This window comes from Faecalicoccus sp. LCP19S3_E2 (genome assembly GCF_052121255.1).
In the GTDB taxonomy this organism is placed as follows: domain Bacteria; phylum Bacillota_I; class Bacilli_A; order Erysipelotrichales; family Erysipelotrichaceae; genus Faecalicoccus.
In genome coordinates, this window is the sequence record NZ_JBQKEP010000007.1 from 18,692 (window position 1) to 40,776 (window position 22,085).

General features: G+C 34.4%; 20 protein-coding genes, 1 other RNA gene and 1 other annotated feature. Of the genes, 16 read left to right on the top strand and 5 right to left on the bottom strand.

The genetic code is table 11. From position 1 onward, the window contains the following. The 3 genes from rnpA to ACTQX6_RS07715 form a co-directional block, all read right to left on the bottom strand. On the bottom strand, window positions 1-339 hold the full coding sequence (rnpA, locus tag ACTQX6_RS07705; protein WP_117446676.1) for a ribonuclease P protein component: 339 nt from the start codon (window positions 337-339) through the stop codon (window positions 1-3). A 44-nt stretch (window positions 340-383) separates the two neighbouring features. Next, window positions 384-518: a 50S ribosomal protein L34 gene (rpmH, locus tag ACTQX6_RS07710; protein WP_022790182.1), complete on the bottom strand. Its 135-nt coding sequence runs from the start codon at window positions 516-518 to the stop codon at window positions 384-386. Window positions 519-610: 92 nt separating this feature from the next. Beyond that, window positions 611-1,834, bottom strand: a complete 1,224-nt coding sequence (locus ACTQX6_RS07715; RefSeq protein ID WP_117446675.1) for a peptidoglycan bridge formation glycyltransferase FemA/FemB family protein — start codon at window positions 1,832-1,834, stop codon at window positions 611-613. Window positions 1,835-2,309: 475 nt separating this feature from the next. On the opposite strand from ACTQX6_RS07715, the gene dnaA reads away from it, so the two are divergent. The 15 genes from dnaA to ACTQX6_RS07790 all read left to right on the top strand — a co-directional run bounded on the left by dnaA (window position 2,310) and on the right by ACTQX6_RS07790 (window position 19,211). Continuing rightward, window positions 2,310-3,671: a chromosomal replication initiator protein DnaA gene (gene dnaA / locus ACTQX6_RS07720; protein WP_117446674.1), complete on the top strand. Its 1,362-nt coding sequence runs from the start codon at window positions 2,310-2,312 to the stop codon at window positions 3,669-3,671. Window positions 3,672-3,815: 144 nt separating this feature from the next. Then, entirely contained in the window at window positions 3,816-4,937 is a 1,122-nt protein-coding gene (gene dnaN, locus ACTQX6_RS07725; RefSeq protein ID WP_117446673.1) for a DNA polymerase III subunit beta, read from the top strand. Window positions 4,938-4,992: 55 nt separating this feature from the next. Beyond that, window positions 4,993-6,045, top strand: a complete 1,053-nt coding sequence (locus tag ACTQX6_RS07730) for an acyltransferase (RefSeq protein WP_117446672.1) — start codon at window positions 4,993-4,995, stop codon at window positions 6,043-6,045. 185 nt (window positions 6,046-6,230) lie between these two features. Further along, the gene (yaaA, locus tag ACTQX6_RS07735) at window positions 6,231-6,434 is read left to right on the top strand and encodes a S4 domain-containing protein YaaA (protein ID WP_022790551.1); all 204 of its coding nucleotides are present in this window, start codon (window positions 6,231-6,233) and stop codon (window positions 6,432-6,434) included. Further along, the gene (gene recF, locus ACTQX6_RS07740) at window positions 6,431-7,525 is read left to right on the top strand and encodes a DNA replication/repair protein RecF (protein ID WP_117446671.1); all 1,095 of its coding nucleotides are present in this window, start codon (window positions 6,431-6,433) and stop codon (window positions 7,523-7,525) included. Before yaaA ends, recF begins: the two co-directional genes overlap by 4 nt. Then, on the top strand, window positions 7,522-9,486 hold the full coding sequence (gene gyrB, locus ACTQX6_RS07745) for a DNA topoisomerase (ATP-hydrolyzing) subunit B (protein ID WP_117446670.1): 1,965 nt from the start codon (window positions 7,522-7,524) through the stop codon (window positions 9,484-9,486). The genes recF and gyrB overlap by 4 nt, the downstream gene beginning before the upstream one ends. Window positions 9,487-9,495: 9 nt before the next feature. Then, window positions 9,496-11,952: a DNA gyrase subunit A gene (gene gyrA, locus ACTQX6_RS07750; protein ID WP_294687403.1), complete on the top strand. Its 2,457-nt coding sequence runs from the start codon at window positions 9,496-9,498 to the stop codon at window positions 11,950-11,952. 53 nt (window positions 11,953-12,005) lie between these two features. Further along, a complete protein-coding gene (gene brnQ, locus ACTQX6_RS07755; RefSeq protein WP_294687404.1) occupies window positions 12,006-13,115 on the top strand; it encodes a branched-chain amino acid transport system II carrier protein in 1,110 nt (369 codons plus the stop codon). A gap of 83 nt (window positions 13,116-13,198) precedes the next feature. After that, window positions 13,199-13,402: a binding site (T-box leader), on the top strand. Window positions 13,403-13,445: 43 nt separating this feature from the next. Continuing rightward, on the top strand, window positions 13,446-14,726 hold the full coding sequence (gene serS / locus ACTQX6_RS07760) for a serine--tRNA ligase (RefSeq protein WP_022790546.1): 1,281 nt from the start codon (window positions 13,446-13,448) through the stop codon (window positions 14,724-14,726). 85 nt (window positions 14,727-14,811) lie between these two features. Then, window positions 14,812-15,063 (top strand): kinase to dihydroxyacetone kinase, encoded by a 252-nt coding sequence (locus ACTQX6_RS07765; RefSeq protein WP_205141539.1) that lies wholly within the window; start codon window positions 14,812-14,814, stop codon window positions 15,061-15,063. Window positions 15,064-15,095: 32 nt separating this feature from the next. Beyond that, window positions 15,096-15,193, top strand: an RNA gene (ffs, locus tag ACTQX6_RS07770) — signal recognition particle sRNA small type. A gap of 10 nt (window positions 15,194-15,203) precedes the next feature. After that, complete coding sequence (gene tadA / locus ACTQX6_RS07775) at window positions 15,204-15,662, top strand: tRNA adenosine(34) deaminase TadA (RefSeq protein WP_117446666.1); 459 nt, start codon at window positions 15,204-15,206, stop codon at window positions 15,660-15,662. 45 nt (window positions 15,663-15,707) lie between these two features. Further along, entirely contained in the window at window positions 15,708-17,480 is a 1,773-nt protein-coding gene (gene dnaX, locus ACTQX6_RS07780) for a DNA polymerase III subunit gamma/tau (protein WP_294687411.1), read from the top strand. Between the two features lie 42 nt (window positions 17,481-17,522). Beyond that, the gene (gene recR / locus ACTQX6_RS07785) at window positions 17,523-18,107 is read left to right on the top strand and encodes a recombination mediator RecR (protein WP_294687414.1); all 585 of its coding nucleotides are present in this window, start codon (window positions 17,523-17,525) and stop codon (window positions 18,105-18,107) included. Window positions 18,108-18,665: 558 nt separating this feature from the next. After that, window positions 18,666-19,211, top strand: coding sequence for a hypothetical protein (locus tag ACTQX6_RS07790; RefSeq protein WP_022790542.1), 546 nt, complete (start codon window positions 18,666-18,668; stop codon window positions 19,209-19,211). Here the strand turns inward: ACTQX6_RS07790 and ACTQX6_RS07795 are convergent. Continuing rightward, a complete protein-coding gene (locus tag ACTQX6_RS07795; protein WP_117446663.1) occupies window positions 19,208-19,759 on the bottom strand; it encodes a CYTH domain-containing protein in 552 nt (183 codons plus the stop codon). The genes ACTQX6_RS07790 and ACTQX6_RS07795 overlap by 4 nt on opposite strands. A 39-nt stretch (window positions 19,760-19,798) precedes the next feature. Here ACTQX6_RS07795 and ACTQX6_RS07800 point away from each other — a divergent pair, with 39 nt between their 5' ends. Beyond that, a complete protein-coding gene (locus ACTQX6_RS07800) occupies window positions 19,799-20,590 on the top strand; it encodes an NAD(+)/NADH kinase (protein WP_259295346.1) in 792 nt (263 codons plus the stop codon). A 2-nt stretch (window positions 20,591-20,592) separates the two neighbouring features. Here ACTQX6_RS07800 and ACTQX6_RS07805 read toward each other — a convergent pair whose 3' ends face one another. Further along, on the bottom strand, window positions 20,593-21,867 hold the full coding sequence (locus tag ACTQX6_RS07805) for an FtsW/RodA/SpoVE family cell cycle protein (RefSeq protein ID WP_117446661.1): 1,275 nt from the start codon (window positions 21,865-21,867) through the stop codon (window positions 20,593-20,595). Window positions 21,868-22,085 lie beyond the last annotated feature (218 nt).

Here is a 22,085-nt window from a genome sequence, read left to right on the forward strand (position 1 = left end):
TTACCTCTTCATTCTCTTCTCTATACGAGCCAAATCTTTTTGAAGTTCACATTCATTTTCAGTAAAACTCTGTTCTTTATATTTAGGACGAATAATTAAAATTAAATCGAAATCACTTTGAAAATTAAAATGATGATCGATCATTGAACGAACCTGACGTTTTACCTTATTTCTTTGAACCGCATTTCCCAACTTTTTGCCCACACTAATTCCTACACGAGCATGTTCGTTTTTTCGCTGTTCAAAGTAACACACAAATGAATGTGATGCCACGTATCGTTTTTGTCCAATAATAGAAGAGAATTCATAATTTTTACAGACTCTGTATTCCTTTTTCATGAAAACCCCCTATCAAGACAAAAAAATCACCTTGGTGGTGATTTCTATGCGGATAGTACCTTTCTTCCTTTTGCTCTTCTGCGAGCCAGTACGTTACGACCACCAACGGTTGCCATACGAGCACGGAAACCATGAGTTTTCTGGTGTTTTCTCTTACTTGGCTGATATGTTCTTTTCATCTTTGACCCACCCCACAGTCTAGTTTTTTTCCATTCTTTTCAAACAAGTTTGCTCGCCAATTATATCAAGACATACCCTATAAGTCAACTTATTATTCGCTAGAATTACGCTTTTTTTTCATTTCATATGCTTTTTCAGAAAGTTTAAACAACATTTTATTTACAGGAAGATCAAATTCTCCGATAAATTCATTGACCATCGGATTAAAATTTGATTTATAAACCGATAGACCATCTTTTAAAGTTCCTTCAACCCCTCCCATAGTTACATATTCATAACCATGTTCAAAAGCATATGTGAATTGTGTCATATATGTTAAATACTGAGGTCTAAAAGTTCGAAAATCTTCATTCATACCTGCATATAACATTTCGACAGTTTTTCCGAATCCAAGCATCAAGCCTCCCGCAATCACTTGTTCACCTTGATATTTTTGTAATATTGATTGTAAAGATTCTAATTCCGTTTCTGCTTGTTTGATTTCTTGAGTTGCTTTTTTACGAGCTTTATTTCCTGTAGTTTCATCCGCTATTTTCAATTCATTTTCTTTTATAATAGCTTCTAATTCTTTTTTACGATCTTCTGGATCTACTTTTGCGAGAAACAAATAAGTTTGATCTGGATATGTTTCCATTAAAAGTTTGAAATAATCTTCATTTCTCAATTGCACACTTTTTCTTTCTTCAGTCATATGCATTATTTTCGCAAAATCATCAAGTCCTTCTTGTCCAACCAATTCAACATGAACATGTTTGCGTAACGCAACATTCTTACTTCTTAATGTTGATCGAGGAACATGTTGATCCATATTTTCACATTTCATGACTCCCATATGAAAACGCGCCTGTGCTGTTTCCGCAATATATGTCGTAAATCCATGATGAACCGCTCCGATATTTTCAATATTCTTTAAAATTTCTAAAGAATCAGATTTCATTTCCGGCATTTCTTCACCATATAGATAATCTCTTATATGAATCTCCGGATCAAACTTAATGAACAAACAATGTCTTTTTTTCGCAATTCTTTTCAGTTCACTGAAGTAATACTTCAACAACGGCTTATTTTTATAATCCATGATTGGGCCTCTAGGTAAATAAAACATAGTAAAACCTAATGGAAGCCTTTTGATCAGAACAAGTCCCGTCGCAACCAATTGATGATTTTCATCATAGACGCCGGTATGCATATGATCCCAGTTTTTCTTGACATCAGCCCATTGATAACTCTGTAAAAGATTACAGTATGGATGATTTTGGACAAACTCATTGAATTCTTTTTTATCTATATTAACTTCAAAGTGATATACGCGCATGAAAATTCCCCCTATTTTAGTTCATTTCATTATATACCACATCTTTTATAAAGAAACAAAAACTATATATTTTTTATGAATAATTTTTCCTCCTCTTCTTTTTACCCTCAAAATGGGGAAAACTTATTTTATAAAGATTTAAACTCTGAGTTTTCCCATATTTATTTTAAGTTTTCCTGTATATTTTTTAATCTATTTTTCTATTTTTAAGATAGATGGGGAAAACTCATTAAAACCCTTTGTTTAAAAGGAAAATTGTTTGTAAAAGAAGATGGAAAAACCGGAGTTTTCCACATTACTTTTCCCCATTTTTAAAAGTTTTCCACATTGAGGAAAACTTTTCTTTTTATTTTTGTGGAAAACTTCCATTTTCATCAGGAAAAACTTTAAGTTTTCCCCATTCCAAACAAAAGAAATCCCCTATTAAAATATAAGGTTCTTTCGTGTATAATACTAAAAGGTAAAGGAGGGTTCTATGGAACCACAAGCTTATAAAGAAATATGGAAGCAAGTATTGTCCGATATTCAAAAAGCGGGTTACTATGATTCAGAAACATTCGATTCCTGGATTTCGAAAACAGAACTTTTTAAAATTGAAGACGGTACAGCTTTTATTGTGTATCCTACCATGATCACTTTAAATATATTGAAAACGGAACAAGGTATCTCTTTATTACGTTCCTCTTTATATGAAGTCTTAAAGGAAGAAGTTTCGATACAATTTATTTCCAAACAGGATGCCAGTAAGCTGATTCCGGAAATTAATCTTCAACAAAGAACGCAAAACTTAATGCGTACTGATTTTAATGAAGAATATACTTTTGAGAATTTTATTGAAGGAAATTCCAATGCCGAAGCCTATGCGGCCTGTCTTTCCTGCTGTACGCAAAAAAAACATCTTTTTAATCCGATCATGATTTATGGAAATTCCGGATTAGGAAAAACGCATTTGTTGCACGCAATCGGAAATTATTTGAAAAAAGAAAGACCGGAAACCAAAGTTTTTTATTCTTACAGTGGTGATTTAGTATCTATCTTGCTGGATGCGATGAAAACCAAAAATATTCATGGAAATGCAGTCGATCAGGTCAAATCGCAATTGATCGATAACGATTACTTTTTGATTGATGATATTCAAAACCTGCAACAATCATCCAGTCAGGAAGTCTTTTTCACGGTTTATAATGAATTGATCAGTCGAAATGCGCAGATTGTCATTACATCGGATATGCATCCCAGTGAATTAAGTGGTCTTCAATCTCGTTTGATCTCTCGCTTTAATTCCGGATTATCGGTCAATATCGTAAAACCGGAATTTGACACCAGTAAAGCCATTTTGAAAAAGAAACTGGAAGGCAATGAAGAAATTTGTCAGATCAATGAAGATGTACTGGATTATCTGGCACATAAATTCAGTAATGATGTACGAAATTTGGAAGGTAGTTTAAATAAGCTGATTTTCAATGCGACATTGGAGAATCCGGATGTGATTGATCTTGATTTTGCGCAGCGTATTTTGATGAAAGAACCGATCGTTTCTTCTACATCGGAGCTAACGATCAAAAAAATAAAAAAAGCGGTAACTCGTTTTTATGGTTTGACCTATAAAGATATCGAAGGAAAATCACGACAGAAAAAGCTGATGAATGCCCGACAGGTCTTTATTTATTTAAGCCGTGAACTGTTACATAAAGCGTATGTATCCATAGGACAAGAATTAGGAAACCGGGATCATACGACAATTTCAAGTTCGTATGATCGAGCTGTAAAGTTGATTCAAACGGATAAGAATTTTAAAATGGCAGTCGATAAGGTAAAATCCTTATTGGAAGATTAGTTTTCCCTGTCTTTCCACAGTCATTCCCCATACAAAAAACAGTGTTTGACTGCATAACTATCGGATAAAGCCTGTTCTTTTTCCACAAATCCACAGGTTATTATTATTACTTAATAAAGAATTATATATAAAAAGGAGATTCGTATGCACTTTTCAATTGACAGAAAGTATTTTTATGACAAATTAAGCGTCGTTTCAAGAGCTATCAGTGTTTTTAGTCCAATTCCTGCTTTATCAGGAATCTGCATTCAAGTCGAAGAAGATCAAATTGTCTTAACCGGAAGTGATTCTAATATTTCAATTCGTTCTACGATTTTAAAAGGAGAATTAAATCAGCTTCAGATTGAATCTACCGGATCGATCGTAGTGGAATCCAAATACTTACTGGAAATAGTTCGTAAGTTGGATTGCGCCATCATTGATATGGAACAGATAGATCATTCTTTAGTGCGTTTATCCAGTATAAACGGACAATTTCAATTAAACAGTATTCGTGCCCAGGAATATCCTTCCATTGATTTTTCAAAACCGGATCATCAATTTACTTTAAAAGGAGAACAATTAAAGCAGATCGTTTCTCAGACTTCCTTTGCCTGCAGCGACAAAGATCAAAGACCGGTATTAACGGGTGTTAATTTCCATACAAAGGATAATTCTTTATACTGCAGTGCTACGGACTCCTATCGTTTAGCACGTAAAGTCATTGCCTTAGAAAACGTAGAAGATTTTAACATTACAATTCCGGCCAAAAGTCTAAATGAAGTGACACGAAGCATTTCTGAGGATGACAGTGATATTTTGATCTATGTTGATCATAAAAAAGCACAGTTTGTCTTTGATAAAACAATTATTCAGACACGTCTGATCGATGGAACTTTCCCGGATGTGGAACGTATCATTCCAACACAGTATGTTGCGAATATGGAAGTCAGCTCTTCTGAATTGACCAGTGTTATTGATCGTACCAACTTTATTCGTAATGAAAAGATTCATCTGGTCAAAATGGAATGTACACCGGAAATTTGTCGTATTAAGACAAATTCAGTGGAAATCGGAAATTCTGATGAAATTTTGACAGATTGCACTTATACTGGTGAAGACCTTACTCTTTCCTGCAACGGTACTTTTATGTTAGATGCTCTAAGAGCTCTAAATGCCCAAACTGTAAAACTGGAATTTTCAGGATACTTAAAGCCAATTCGTATTTCCAATCCGGAAGATTCTTCTATTATTATGATCGTTGTACCGATTCGAAGCTATGATTAGTCGTAGCTTCTTTTCTTTTTGAAAAAGATGCATATAATAATAGGTTGGTGATGAAATGGTAAAGGTCAAAAAAGCGTATATTGAAGCATTACGGATTCTGGCAATCTTTTTGGTATTATTTCAACATGTACCGGCTTTTGATTACTATTTGAATGAGCCGGATCTGTTTCATGAAATCTTATTTATATTTTTTGACTTGATTGCAAAAATAAATGTTCCTTTATTTTTGATGATCTCCGGAAGTCTTTTACTGACAAAAGAAGAAAGATATATAACGATCTTTCGTAAACGTATGATCAAGATCATCATTGCGATACTCGTGTTCAATTTTTTAGTTTATATGGCTGAACATGATTTTGTCGTAGATTTGACAGCCTATATTATTGGCGTTTTTGAAAACGGAATCGATCGTTCTTACTGGTACTTATATTCTTATCTGGGCTTTTTACTGATGCTTCCGCTATTACATAGAATCTGTCGAAATATGAAGGCATCTGATTTCTGGATCATTCTCTTTATTCATTTTGTCTTTTCGACCATTGAGCCTTTGATGCAGTTTTTTGTACAGACTTTTTTAGGACAGGATTTTGAATTTACATGGGCTTTTCGTATTCCTTTTAGTACCACAAAAGAGATTTTTTATCCTTTGATGGGCTTTTATATCGATAGAATAGTATGTGTGGAGAAAATGCAGAAGAAGTGGATCTTTACATTGGGTCTTGCGACATTGACCGGTATGATCATTTCCATTTGTTTTACAATCATCGGCGGTAATCTATATGTATATAGTGATGCGTATTTTGAATTGTTTGATTACATAAGTGCCATCTTTGCCTTTATATTGATTAAAAGATTGTTTCTATCCTATAAAGATCAGGTCAACGTTTCTTTTCAAAATTTCATTGTGAAACTGGGTGCTTTGACCTATGGAATTTATTTATGGGATCCATTTTTTAGAAAGATGATTTTTGATGAATTTGAAATGACCTTGATTCCTTATTTTGGAGGTTTTATCACATCTGTTTTATGGTGTGTTTTCAGTTTTGTTCTTTGTGGCTTCATCGTCTCTTTCCTAAAAAGAGTGCCACATATACAAAAATTGTTTTAAAGCCTGAGAAATACTGAAAAAGAAATTGAGATACAAAAATGGTTCAAAAAAACAAATTTATCGCTTGAGGCTCTTTTTTGAGCCTTTTAATTTGATTTTAGACAAATTCAAATACTGTAAAATCCAAGAAGTAGTAAATTTAACGTATTTATGGTATAATCTAGGGGCGAAAAGAGGGATTTTGTATGTATTTTGATCTAAAAGGTGAATGCATTACATTACAACAATTATTGAAAGCATGCGATATCATTTCCAGCGGAGGTCAAGTTAAAGAATTTCTTCAGGAAACACCGGTTATGGTGAATGATCAAAGAGAAGATCGAAGAGGCCGGAAGCTTTATAAAGATGATGTCGTATCTTTTTATGATACAAGGATCATCATCCGATGAATATCTGCAGCTTAAAGCTTCGTAATTTTAGAAATTATGATATGGCAGAGTGTGTTTTTAGACCGAACAGTATTTGTATCTTGGAAGGAAAAAACGCACAGGGAAAGACGAACCTGATCGAATCGATTTATTATTTAAGTCATTTACGTTCTTTTCGTACACCATCCAGTTCTTCTTTGATTTTGGAGAATCAAGATTTTTTTATGATTCAGGCACAAATTGAATCCCATCAAAGAAAAGAAGAACTGAAAATCGTATCTATGGATCATGAGAAGCATTTATATCGTTTAAATGATCCAATTCGAAGATATTCCGATTTTATAGGCATTGTCAATGCGGTTCTTTTTTGTCCGGATGATTTGATGTTGTTTCAACAAAGTCCGAAGATTCGAAGACGCTTCATTGATATGGAACTGATCAAGATTTCCAAGCGATATACCAGCACTTTAAATCATTATCAGAAAATGTTAAAAGAAAGAAACTCCATTTTAAAAAGAGAGAAAGTAGATCCTGTTCTTTTAGAAACGATGACGGAACAAATGATACAGGATCAAATCATTATATTGAAACAAAGAGTCTCTTTTTTGGAAGATCTGATGGAAAAAACACGGACTTTTTATTCTTACTTTACTAAAGAAAAGGAAGAAGTGGGAGCCAGATATCAAACATTTGTTTCTATGGATGATTTGGAAACGAATCTAAGAAATGCGTATAAAAAGAGTGAAATGCGCGATAAATTGTACAAACAGACGCATATCGGTATTCATAAAGATGATATTGATTTTCATATGAATGGCATATCTGTTAAAGAAGTAGCCAGTCAGGGACAAAAGCGCAGCTTTGTGCTCTCGATGAAGCTGGCACTCTGTCAGATTATCTATGAAAAACAAAAGGAATATCCGATTTTATTGTTGGATGATGTCTTTAGTGAACTGGATGATCATCGATGTCAAAAACTGATATCGATTTTACCTCAAAAAATGCAGATTTTTATTACGACAACAGGCAATATAGAGCCTTCCTGGTTAAAAGATCATAAGGCTTATACGATACAAGTGGAAAACGGACATCTAAGGGAGGTCAAAAAATGAGTAATGGACAAGAACAGAAAATCATTGAATTTGAAGAGTTGGAAAGTGAAGCAACTCGTGTAGATCATTCTTATACCGCCAATGATATTCAGGTATTGGAAGGTTTGGAGGCCGTGCGTCTTCGTCCGGGAATGTATATTGGTTCAACCAGTGCCAGAGGTCTTCATCATCTGGTATGGGAAATTGTCGATAACGGTATTGATGAAGCGTTGGCCGGTTATGCCGATCAGATCGATGTGGTCATTGAAAAAGACAATGTGATCTCTGTACGAGATAATGGACGTGGTATGCCGGTGGGCATTCATGAAAAGACTGGAATCAGTGCGGTAGAAACGATCATGACCGTCCTACATGCCGGTGGTAAATTCGGTGGTGGCGCTTATAAGGTATCCGGTGGACTTCATGGTGTCGGTGCCAGTGTTGTAAACGCATTGAGCGAATGGCTGGAAGTTACGGTGTATCAAAATGGAAATATTTATTTTATTCGATTTGAAAACGGCGGAAATACGGTAGAACCTTTAAAAATCATCGGAAAGACGGAAGAAACAGGTACATTGGTTCGTTTTAAGGCCGATCCTTCTATTTTTAAAGAAACAACGACTTATGATTTTGATACGCTGAATGTTCGTTTACGTCAGCTTGCCTTTTTAAATAAGGATATTCGTTTAACCTTAAAGGATGAACGAAGTGAAGATGGACAAAGTGTAAACTATAAATATGAAGGCGGTATTATTGAATACGTGCAATATTTAAATAAGGGTAAGAAAACTCTAGGTGATAATGTCATCTATGTCGATGGTATACAGGATCAGATTTTGGCTGAAGTGGCCCTGCAGTATAATGATGGCTATCAAAGTAATATTTATTCGTTCTGTAACAATATTCATACGCATGAAGGTGGTTTCCATGAAGATGGATTCCGTATGGCATTGACACGTGTGATCAATAATTATGCCAAAGAAAATAACTTATTGAAAAAGGAAGAAACCTTGTCACAGGATGATGTCAAAGAAGGTTTGGTGGCAATCATTTCCATCAAGCATCCGGATCCGCAGTATGAAGGACAGACAAAGACAAAGCTGGGAAACAGCGAAGTCCGTAAGATCGTATCAAGTATTGCCGGTGAACAGATCAAGCGTTTCTTTTTAGAGAATCCAAATGATGCCAAGGCTATTGTTGAAAAGGCTATCGTTGCCTCTAAAGCACGTTTGGCTGCCAAAAAAGCGCGTGAATTGACACGAAGAAAAAGTGCATTGGATGGTATTAGTTCACTGCCGGGAAAATTGACAGACTGCTCTTCCAAAGATGCCAGTGAATGTGAAATTTTTATTGTCGAGGGTGATTCTGCCGGTGGAAGTGCCAAACAGGGGCGTGATGCCAAAACACAGGCTATCTTGCCACTTCGAGGAAAGATATTAAACGTAGAAAAGGCGCGTCAACATAGAATCTTTGAAAATCAGGAGATTCGCAGCATGATCACAGCTTTTGGCTGCGGTATTCAGGATGAAGTCAACTTAGATAATCTTCGTTATCATAAGATCGTTATCATGACCGATGCTGATGTCGATGGAAGTCATATTTGTACGTTGATGTTGACGTTCTTATATCGCTTTATGCGTCCGGTCATTGAAAACGGATATGTTTATATTGCCCAGCCACCTTTATATAAGGTACAAAAAGGAAAGAAAATTGCCTATGCCTATAAGGAACAGGAGATGGATAAGCTCCGTGAAGAATTTAAAGATGGCTACAAAGTACAGCGTTATAAAGGTTTGGGAGAGATGGATGCCGAACAGTTGTGGGAAACAACAATGGATCCGGCTCATCGTATCTTAAAGCGTGTTACAATCGATGATGCGGTTGAGGCCGATAGTGTATTTTCTATGTTGATGGGAGAAGATGTCGATCCTCGTCGCGAATTTATACAGGAAAATGCGGTTTACGCAAATTTGGATTACTAGGAGGTTTCTATGGAAGACAATAAACAATATGATTACATAGAAGATGTAGAAATATCCAAGGAGATGCGTGAATCCTTCCTGGATTACTCTATGTCCGTTATTGTGCAACGTGCTTTGCCTGATGTTCGTGACGGTATGAAACCGGTTCATCGTCGTATTTTACATGCGATGAATATGTTGGGAATCACCAGTGGTGTAGCTCATAAAAAAAGTGCTCGTATCGTTGGTGAAGTTATTGGTAAGTATCACCCTCATGGGGATACAGCAGTTTATGATGCCATGGTTCGTATGGCCCAGGATTTCTCTTATCGTTATCCTTTGGTCGATGGGCATGGTAACTTTGGCTCTCTGGATGGAGATGGAGCAGCGGCCATGCGATATACGGAAGCGCGTATGTCAAAAATCTCTATGGAGATGATGCGTGATATCAATAAAGATACCGTAGATTTCGTACCAAACTATGATGGTGAAGAAAGTGAACCGGTTGTTTTACCAAGCCGTATTCCTAACCTTTTGATCAATGGTTCTGTTGGTATTGCCGTTGGTATGGCGACTAATATTCCACCACACAATTTAGGAGAAACGATTCAGGCTATTTTTAGAATCATGGATGATCCGGATGTCAGCATACCGGAATTGATGGAAGTTATCAAGGGCCCAGATTTTCCAACCGGCGGTATGATCTTAGGACGAAAAGGAATTCGTCAGGCCTATGAAACGGGTCGTGGATCAATCATGATTCGCTCCAAATATCGTATTGAAGAATTGGATAATGGAAAGAAACGAATTATATTCTATGAAATACCATATCAGGTCAACAAATTGAATCTGATCAAAAAGATGGCAGATCTGATTCGTGATAAAGAAATTCAAGGTGTTACTTATCTGAATGATGAAAGTAACCGTGAAGGTATTCGTATTGTATTGGAATTAAAGAAAGATGTGCAGGAAGAAGTCATCTTAAATCAACTCTTCCGTTTGACTCCGTTGCAGACAAGCTTTGGAATCAATATGCTGGCTTTGGAGAACGGAAGACCAAAACAACTCTCTTTAAAAGAGATTTTGAATGATTATTTAAATCATCAGGTAGAAGTTATCGTTCGAAAAACAAAATTTGATTTAAAGAAGGCAAAAGACAGGGCGCATATTTTAGAAGGTTTGCGTATTGCGATGGATCATATTGATCAGGTCATTCATTTGATTCGTTCCAGTAAAAAAGATGAAGCCGGATTGATTCAGGATCTATGTGAAACCTTTGGATTATCTGAAATTCAGGCTAAGGCGATCTTAGCCATGCAGTTAAGAAGATTATCCGGTTTGGAAAGAGATAAGATTGAAAAAGAATATCAGGAAATCTTAATGACAATTGCAGATTTGGAAGATATTCTGGCTAATCATGATCGTGTATTACAGATTATTCGAGAAGATTTGACAGAAATCAATGAAAAATATGGTGATGATCGTAAAACGGAAATCAGTGATGCTTCATTTGATATGGAAGATGAAGATCTGATTCCAGTAGAAGACAGCATCATCATGTTGACAGAATCAGGCTATATCAAACGCCAACCGGTTGATACTTATCATACACAAAATCGTGGTGGACGTGGTATTAAGTCATTGACGTTAAATGAAGAAGATTCCATTGATACTTTGATTTCCATGTCAACACATGACTGGCTGTTGTTGTTTACGAATAAAGGGCGCGTTTATCGTATGAAAGGATTTAATATTCCTACCGCATCCAGAACAGCTAAGGGGCTTCCAATCATAAACCTTCTGATATTGGAAAAGGATGAAAAGGTAAAAGTGCTACTTCCAATTCCTAAAGAACACGATCATATCAAAACATTGTTGTTTGTGACCAAAAACGGAATTGCCAAACGAACCGCATTAAATGAATTTGACAACATTAATCGTAATGGAAAGATCGCAATCAGCTTAAAAGAAGAAGATGAGCTTGCGTTTGTCAAGGCAACGACCGGTGATGATGAAGTAATGATTGCCGGATCCAATGGAAAAGCTGTACGTTTCAAAGAAGATCAAATTCGTATGATGGGAAGAAACGCAGCCGGTGTACTTGGATTTAATTGTGATGGCAGCTACGTTGTAGGTGTTTGTTTATCCAATGAAGGAAATACCGTATTATCAGTTTCTGAAAATGGATATGGTAAACGCAGTGATTTTGAAGAATATCGTTTGACCTCCCGTGGTAAAAAAGGTGTACGTACGATAAATATTACCGAGAAAACAGGAAATTTAGTCAGTGTAAAAGCTGTCAATGGGGATGAAGATGCGATGATCGTATCCAGCTCCGGTATCATGATTCGTATCTCACTGGCCAGTGTCGGTGTTTATGGACGTAATACGCAGGGGATTAAATTGATTCATCTGACAGAAGGTTCTAAAGTGACCAAGGTTACTTTAGTTGATCATGACGAGGATGAAGAAACACAGGAAGAATAAATCTGGAGATCCTTATTGTTTATCACAATAAGGGTCTTTTTTAAGGAGATCGTATGGAAAAGTTAAATATCAAAAATAGTATATTGATAGGATTTACTCTGTTTTCAATGTTTTTTGGAGCTGGAAATTTGATCTTTCCTCCCTTATTAGGAGCACAATCCGGTTCTTCGTTTTTACTTTCAATCCTTGGATTTTTATTAATGGCAGTTGTCGTTCCCAGCGTTACCGTTATTGTCGTTGCCAGGCATCAGGGATTAAAAAATCTAACAGATCAGATTCATCCTTATTTCACACTTTTGTTTGTGACACTAGTTTATTTATTGATCGGACCCTGTGTTGCGATTCCCAGAACCGCTTCGACTTCATTTGAAATGGCATTGACACCTTTGATTCAGGAAGACAATCGCATGTTATTTCAAATTGTATATTCCCTTCTCTTTTTCACATTGGCAGGACTTGTGGCGTTAAAGCCAAATAAATTAAAAAATTTATTAGGAAAATTTATGACACCCATCTTATTGATCTTAATATTGATTGTATTTTTAGGTGCTGTTTTTTTGCTTCCTGTTCATATTGGGGATCCTTATACAAGATATGCATCATCACCGGTATTATCCGGAATCGTGGATGGCTATCAAACCATGGATATTTTGGCGGCATTAAATTTTGGAATTATTATCGCCATCAATATTCAAGATTTAGGAATTAAAAAACCAAAAAGAGTTGCGATTGAAATTATGAAGGCAGGACTGATTACCGGAATGTTATTGGCAATTGTTTATTGTGCTACCGGTTATATAGGAATGCATAGCTCCGGTATGTTTGATCAAGTGACAAATGGTGCACAGGTTTTAGTCTATTCTATAGAAAATAGCTTTGGATCATTTGCACAAATCTTAGTAGGCATGATTTTCTTTATTGCCTGCTTTAATGTTTGTACCGGATTATTATCTTGTTGTGCCCAATATTTTCAGGAACTTGTTCCAAAGATTTCCTATAAAAAATGGTTATTACTTTTTGTGATTTTCAGTTTTATTATTTCAAGTTTAGGTTTAGATTTTATTTTAAATATGTCGTTACCTATTTTATCCATCATGTGTCCGATTGCGATTTTAATTGTAGTCTTTGGAATCTTTAAAAAACCTAAGCAGATCAAAGAATAGGAATATCATATGATTATTCGCATTCTATAAAATTCTATTCGATTCAAACTTGCACTCTTATTGAAAGAATGATATAAAATATACTGAAAACAATGAAAAGGAAAAGTACATTTATTCTTTTTTATAGAGACGATATGGCTGGTGAAAATATCGAGAAGATAAATGGAAAAGCCCCTTTGAGTGAAACAGGGAAAAAAGTATCTGTTTTCGGTACATACCGTTATCATGTCAAGAGATCTTATTTTTTTAAGATAAGAAGGGTGGCAACGCGAGACATCGTCCCTTTGTGGTACATGTCTCTTTTTTAATGGACAAAAGGAGGATATAGAAATGTTAGATATTAAATTTGTCCGAGAAAATCCGGATTTGGTCAAAGAGAATATGAAGAAAAAATTCCAGGATGCAAAGATTCCTTTGGTCAATGAAGTTTTACAGGAAGATAAAGAGCTTCGTCAGACTCAGCAGCATGCAGATGATCTGCGAGGGCAGAGAAAAACAATTTCCAAACAAATTGGAGCTTTGATGGGACAAGGTAAAAAAGAGGAAGCAGAAGAAGTAAAACAGAAAGTAGCTTCGATTGCTCAGGAATTGGAAGCCTTGGAAGAAAAGGAAGATAAATTAAGAGAATCTGTCAAACAGAAAATGATGATGATTCCTAATATGATCGATGAAAGTGTTCCTATTGGAAAAGATGATTCAGAAAATGTGGAATTAGAAAAATTTGGAGAACCCGTTGTACCAGATTTTGAAATTCCATATCATACAGAAATCATGGAACGTTTAAATGGAATTGATTTGGACAGTGCTCGTAAAGTTGCCGGAAATGGATTCTATTATTTAATGGGTGATGTGGCTCGTTTACACTCTGCCATACTTTCCTATGCACGTGATTTTATGATCAATAAAGGATTTACTTATTGTATTCCACCGTATATGATTCGTTCTGCCGTTGTTGATGGTGTTATGAGCTTTGCGGAAATGGAAGGCATGATGTATAAAATTGAAGGCGAAGATCTGTATTTGATTGGAACCAGCGAACATTCTATGATTGGTAAATTTATTGATACGATCTTAGATGAAAAAGATCTTCCTTATACTTATACGTCTTTCTCTCCATGCTTCAGAAAGGAAAAAGGAGCGCATGGTATCGAGGAACGTGGTGTCTATCGAATTCATCAATTTGAAAAACAGGAAATGATCGTTGTATGTAAGCCGGAAGAAAGTATGGAATGGTTTAAAAAACTTTACATGAATACAGTAGAATTCTTCCGTTCATTAGATGTACCGGTAAGAACACTGGAATGTTGCTCCGGTGATTTGGCGGATTTAAAATGTAAATCCGTGGATGTAGAGGCCTGGTCTCCTAGACAGAAAAAATACTTTGAAGTTGGTAGCTGTTCTAATTTGACAGACGCACAGGCAAGACGTCTTCGCATTCGTGTAAAAGATGAAAAAGGAAATAAATATTTTGCCCATACTTTAAACAATACTTGTGTGGCTCCACCGCGTATGTTGATCGCATTCCTGGAAAACAACCTGCAGGAAGATGGAAGTGTATTGATTCCAGAAGCATTACAGCCATATATGGGTGGTAAAAAGAAAATAGGATAACCTGTAAAAGATAATTGTGAATTCATATGAATTTATGATTATCTTTTTTTATAGTATGATATATGAAAAAAGAAAGGAAATCATCATGATAGAGTTTAAATATGATACACAATTATTGATTGAAGGTAAAAATCTCGATGAAAATAAGATTCATGATTATTTTATAGAGAATTTTAAAGGAGATTGTTTATTGGCAGTAGGTGATGATGAATTGATCAAAATACATTTTCATACCAATGATCCCTGGAAAGTATTGGAATACTGTGCCAGCTTAGGAGAAATTTATGATATTGTGATTGAAGATATGGATCGTCAATCTAGAGGATTAAAAGGATAAACTTGTTGAAAATGTAAATTCATATGATATAATAAGAAAGCTACTACAATGATGTCAAATGAATCAGGTCAGGTCGGGAACGAAGCAGCCTTAAGTTTGCTCCATCATGTGTAGTAGTTTTTTTATAGGAAGCTGCGAATATGTTAAATGATGAAAAATGGATGAAACAAGCAATTAAACAAGCTAAAATGGCTGCGGCAAAAGATGAAGTTCCTATTGGATGTGTTATTGTTAAAGACGATAAAATCATTGCTCGTGCTTACAATAAAAGAGAGATGAATCAACAATCCATTGCTCATGCAGAAATTTTGGCTATTCAGAAAGCATGTAAGAAATTAAATACATGGCGGTTGGAAGGATGTACGTTATATGTAACGTTAGAGCCTTGTCCGATGTGCGCTGGTGCTATTATACAATCTCGTATCGAACGTGTTGTCTATGGCGCCTACGATCCAAAGGGAGGTTGTGTTGGTTCTTGTACCAACTTATTTGAAACAAAAGGATTTAATCATTATCCAAGTTATACAAGTGGAATATTAGAGGAAGAGTGCTCAAGTCTTTTAAAGGAGTTTTTTAAACAGAAACGAAAGAAGGCTTGAGCCTTTATGCTATAATGAAGAGGTTAGAAAGTGAGGTCTGAATTTATGTATCAGGCATTATATAGAAAATATAGACCCCAGAGATTTGAGGATGTTGTTGGACAAAGACATATCATCCAAACATTAAAAAATGCAATTGATCAGAATCGTATAGGACATGCTTATTTATTTTGCGGACCTCGTGGAACCGGAAAAACAACGGTTGCCAAAATCTTTGCGAAGATGTTGAATTGTGAAAGTGAACATCATAAGCCATGTGAAAAATGTGTGAATTGTCAGATGGTTCAAAATGGAAATCATCCGGATATCATAGAAATCGATGCTGCATCTAATAATGGTGTAGATGAAGTTCGTAACTTGATCGAACGTGTAAAATATGCTCCAATGCAGGGAAAATATAAAGTATATATCATTGATGAGGTTCATATGATGACAACAGGTGCTTTTAATGCCCTTTTAAAAACCATTGAAGAACCTCCAGCCCATGTAGTCTTTATTTTGGCAACAACAGAGCCTAATAAAGTAATTCCAACTATCATTTCTCGTTGTCAACGATTTGATTTTAATAAAGTATGCATGGAAGATCTGACAAAGCGAATAACAATCGTTTGTGAACAGGAGAATATACAAATTGATCAAGAAGCCATTCGTTTAATTGCACAATTAAGCGATGGAGGGATGCGTGATGCGTTATCTATATTAGATCAATGTGTCGCATTTTGCACTTCCAAGATTACAGTCAATGATGTTCGTCAGATTTATGGTGTTGTAACTTTAGATGAATTAGGTGATTTATTTTATGCACTATACAAAAGAGATATAGAATTTGTTGTTCAGAAGCTTCAAGAAGCAGAAGAAGCAGGAATGGATTTAAAACGATTAACACAAGATTTAATTTCATTATTAAAAGACAGTATCATTTTAGATTATGCCGCAAATACGGATTTAGTTTCGGATTCAAATAAAAGAATTATTCAAGAAAAGATATCTATGGCACCTTCTCCATTTAGAATCCGTGTCTTAGATGAATTGATGGATGTATATAGTAAATTTAATTATGCATCCAGTGTAATTGATTATTTAGAAACAGGTTTATTAAAATCAATTGCCGATTCATATGAAATATCTTTGAAAACAGAGCCAGAAAAGAATAAAATCGATAAGAGTTTTGATTCTGAAATTACTATGAGCAATAGCAAAAACTCATATGAAACGGTATCTGAACAATCAGAAATAAAAGAAAAAAGTACGAAAAATAGCGATTTTGAGGCAATTTCGGAAAAAAATGAAATATCTGATGTTTCACGTGAAACATTGAAGGATGTGAGAAAAGAAGATCGTAAAATCATATTAAGCGATGAATATGTACTACAATTGCTTGTAGGTGCTCAGAAGACACAAAGACAAATAGATTCTTTGAAACTAAAGGATAATGATATGTATTTATCTGATTTAGACGCGGCTAAATACGCATCAACACTACGTAATGTGAATTTAGTGGCAAGTGGAAACACGTATATGATTGTTAGTGTAAAATCAGAAATTCAGGCAAAAGAGATCAATGCCATGCAGTTGGAAGAGGGATATGAAAACTATACGGAACAATTGTTAGGAACACCTAAGGTAGTTTTCGCAGTTGATTCAGTGCAACATAATCGTGTAATTGATGAATTTAGACAAAAAATGTTAACACATACTTTACCAGAAGCTGCTGAGGTAATCATTAAACCAAAACTTGAAAAAAGTGAAGTAAGAGAAGAAACGATTGAAGAAAAGATGAAAAACTATTTTCCAGGCATAACAATCATAGATGACTAATCATATGATTAAAAAAGGAAAATAAAAAAATGGAGGAATAGAATGTATCCAAAAAAATTTGAAAATCTGATTCTGGCATTTCAAAATCTACCAGGAGTAGGTCGAAAGACAGCTGAGAGATATGCCTTTGAAACATTAAATTGGGAACAGGAAAAAAGAGAAGAATTTGTAAATTCCTTACAAGTTTTAATCGAGGGTGTAGATACATGTAAGGTGTGTGGTAATCTCAGTGATGGAGATATATGTTCAATCTGTTCAGATCAAAATAGAAATCATACATTATTATGTGTTGTACAAAGCCCGAAAGACATATTGGCCATTGAATCTATTCAAGAATATAAGGGAGTTTACCATGTATTAAATGGAGTTATAAATACATCAAGAGGAATTCTTCCTGAAGATATAAATATTGATTCATTAGTTGATAGAATCCATAAAGATGAAATTAAAGAAGTTATTCTTGCTCTTGATCCAACAGTAGAGGGAGAAACTACATCGTTATATATTGAAAAGCTTATAGGAAAGGATGTTTTGGTCACACGATTGGCATATGGTATTCCTATGGGTGGTCATTTGGATTATACAGATAGTTTGACTCTTTTAAAGGCGTTTCAAGGAAGAAAATAGTATATTTAGGATATATCATATGATTAATTTATGAAAATTCCTACTGATATTGACTAAAAAACACCCATTCTTATTTTCATATGATATAAATTTCTTAAAATCATATTAAATTTCATATATTTTCATACGAAAAAATCAGAATATATGAATAATCATATATTCTATGAAATGATTAAAATTTCATTTTATCAAAATATATGAAAATCATATTAAAGAATAAAAAATGTATGAAAAGAAATATGAGTTTAATATTGTGAAAAAATAAATCATATGAAAACATAATTATAAAAATTAAAAAGGATTTTCATAAAATTATATTCATATGAATAATAATGACAAGAAAACTAATTCATATGATTTATGAATTAAAACGATACAAGCTTAAAATAGAACTATGAAATATCATAGGAAGAAAATATGAAAAATCACAATGTAAAGATAATGTTAAAAAAATTATATGAATATCCTATGATGTTGTGGAAATGAATGAAGAAATATGCTAAGATAGTAAAGCACAATAAGAATTTACTTAGGAAAATCATAGGAAAGGGGATCGTAATGGAAGATAAAAAGCCAATAGATGTCTTCTACGATATGGATATTGCGCAAATTTGTCAGCATTTTTCTAAATCAAGAAATACAGTTGATAAAGCAATTGCGAAATTAGTAAAAGATAATCCAGATAAAGACTGGAAATATAAAAATCCAGAAACACGACGGATCACGATCAAAGCAGAAGGTGTTGAACATCTTTCTAAGTATTTTCGTAAAGAAAAACATGAAATTTCTACAGTAGAAATGGAACTTCGATATGAAAATGAAAAGTTAAAAGCCATAATAGAAGAAAAAGAAAAAGCACAGGAAAAAATCGAAGAATTATATAAAGAACGTTTAGCGTTGGAAATAGAAAAAAACAAACAAACATTCTTATTGGAAAATCAGACAAAGGATGAGAAAATCCAAAAGCTTCAACATGAAAATGAAGTTCTTCGAGAAGAAGCTGAATCGGTTGAACAGATGCGGCAAAAGATCGAAGATTATAAAAAGAAAGAAGAAGAATATAATTCAAAATCCTTCTTCTATCGATTAACTCATAAATTTTAAGATTTATCAAAGGCTCTGGCAATCTTGCTGGGGCAATTTTTTATATATTGAAGATGTATTGGTTTTAAAATCTGATTAAAATATGAAATCCCATTATGTTCATATTTATATTCATATTCTAATTCATAATCAACATGATGATCATACTGGGTAATGTCGGCGCATAATGTTGCACGTTCCAAGTCTTTTTCATAACGTTTTGTGGTGAATGATACAATAGGGATTAATCCATGAAAAGGAATGTCATGTGTTTTTAACCAGGTTAGAATTTCTTCATCTTTTATATTTAGTAAGTCTTGGGTATTTACTTCTTTTTCGTACTCAAAATGAGTTATGGCATCTTTTCGAATTTTTAAGGTAAAAATATATCGATCATCAACAATTCGTATTCTTACAGCACCATTTTTTTGTTTTACTTTTCTGTCTAATGTATCGTAATAAATATTAGTTTGTATCTTATATTTATTTAAATCATATGATTTTATGATGAAATTCATATCCTCTTCTTTAATTAAAATCTTTAATTCTCTTTCTATAGGTTCTTTCATAAAGTAATCTCCTTTTAAAATATGGTACAATAGAAAACAATGAAAGGAAAGATGATTATGCGTTTTGCGACAATTGTTAGAACGGATGAATATTCAAAATCTATTTCAAGATATGTAATACAAAAGTGTAGTGAGTTTGGATGGGATTATGATACAAAAAATCCTGAATTGATCATATCGATTGGTGGTGATGGTACACTTCTACGTGGTATTCATACTTATCTCTCTATTTTAGATCACATCAGTTTTGTTGGTATCCATACTGGGACACTCGGATTTTTTACGGATTATACACAGGAAGAGATTGATCTTTTTTTAGATGATATTTTCCATAAAGTCCCCAGTTATGAAGAAATGCCTTTACTGGAAATGAAAACTTCTAGAAATTTTGATTCCATTTACGCGTTAAATGAAATACGTATCGAATCTGTATCCAAGACATTGTCGCTGGACGTGTATATAGATGGCGAATTCTTTGAACATTGTACAGGATCTGGAATCTGTATTAGCACACAGGCAGGTTCCACAGCCATAAACAGAGCCTTACAGGGGGCCGTTATTGATGACGGCTTACGTATTCTACAATTGTGTGAAATCATGCCGATTGCACATAAGAATCACCATTCGCTTCATAATCCCTATATTATGCGATCCGATCGACAAATCATGGTTCGAGGAAAATCATTATCTTTGGCCAGAGCTTGTTTTGACCATTTAGATCAATCGTTAGAAGAAGTGGAAGAACTTTATATTAAAACTTCTGAAAAAAAAGTGCGTTTTGCACGATATAGAAATTATTCGTACTTAAAACGCCTTAAAAATTTATATTAATACTAATGTGCTTTTTTGAAGGTCTTGATCAGAGATCTTCTTTTTAATTTGCTTACTTTTTTGGGTCTTTTCTTACCAACAACCCAAACTTTTTTAGAAACCGGAGATATGTTCATCACAATCGCAAAGGCAATAAAGTAAGATAAGATACTACTTCCTCCATAAGAAATCATCGGTAGTGTAATACCGGTGATGGGAACAAGTCCAACAATCATTCCCAAATTTTGAAATTGTTGATATACCAGCATGGCGATGACACCGATTACGACAAATCGATCCATTCGATCTTTCGTGTTGTATGCGATTTTAAAGAGTACGATATCAAACACAAAACAAATCACGAGAATGAATGTAGTTCCTAATAAACCAAAACACTGTCCTACTGCCGCAAAAATGAAATCGGTATGTGCTTCCGGAATCGCAATAATATCCGCTTGTAATCCATGCCCGCTTAAACCGGCGCTTCCTAAAGATAATAATGCGGTATAGAGCTGATTGGAGCTTCCTTGTATATTTCCTTCTGGATCCAACCAGGCATCAATTCGAGCTAATCGATAATTTGAAAGAAGAGCTTCTAATAAATCTCTTTGAAAAAAATAAAGAAAGAAAAATCCGGCTACTGCACATAGAATAAGAATGCCGATGATCCATACATACTGTTTACGAATTCCTGAACATAAAAGTAGAATCAAGGTGTTTAGTAAAATGATGATCATAACACCGGTATCCGGCTGCAGAAAAATAAGAATCAGAGGTGGTAAGAGAACTTTTCCAATTTTTATTAAAAGTTCTAAGTCATCCTTATTTGTCGGATTTGGATGTTCCTCCTGATGTGTTGCGATGATTTTGGAAATCATCACGATCAGTACGATCTTTATAAATTCACTTGGCTGAAAGCTGGCAAAGGGCAAAGAAAACCAGGAAACCGCACCATTTATTTCATTCGCAAAAGGAAGATAAATACTTCCGGAACTGACAAGGATCAAAAGTCGTGAAATTAATAAATAGACTAAGCAGGCCATCAAAAAGTTATAAGCTTTTTTCATTAGAGGATAGATGGCTTTATTTTGCATAGAACAAAGAAAAAACATAGCGGTAAATCCAATGATATACCAAATGATCTGACGGAACATGTATCCATATCCGGAACCATCACTGATCAGATTGAACGCATTGTATAACGCAAAAAAACTTGTAAGTCCTAATAGGATCAACATGATCAGAAAACCTGTATCAATTCGAAATGTATGTTTTCCCAAAGTAATGGTTTGTTTCATCGCACAGCCCCCTTATCTGATTTGTATTAGTATATCATAGTTATGAATAAAACAAGGTCATAATTCAACGTAAAGTATTGTATTATAGTATTCATAATTAGTGTAAACCATGACTAAACCATTAGACGAGAAAATTAAACTGATAGTCGGTTGAGTAAAAAATATGGGAAGTGATAGGATGCAGGTGAACAATCAAAGGAGCAAGGATACAATGAAAA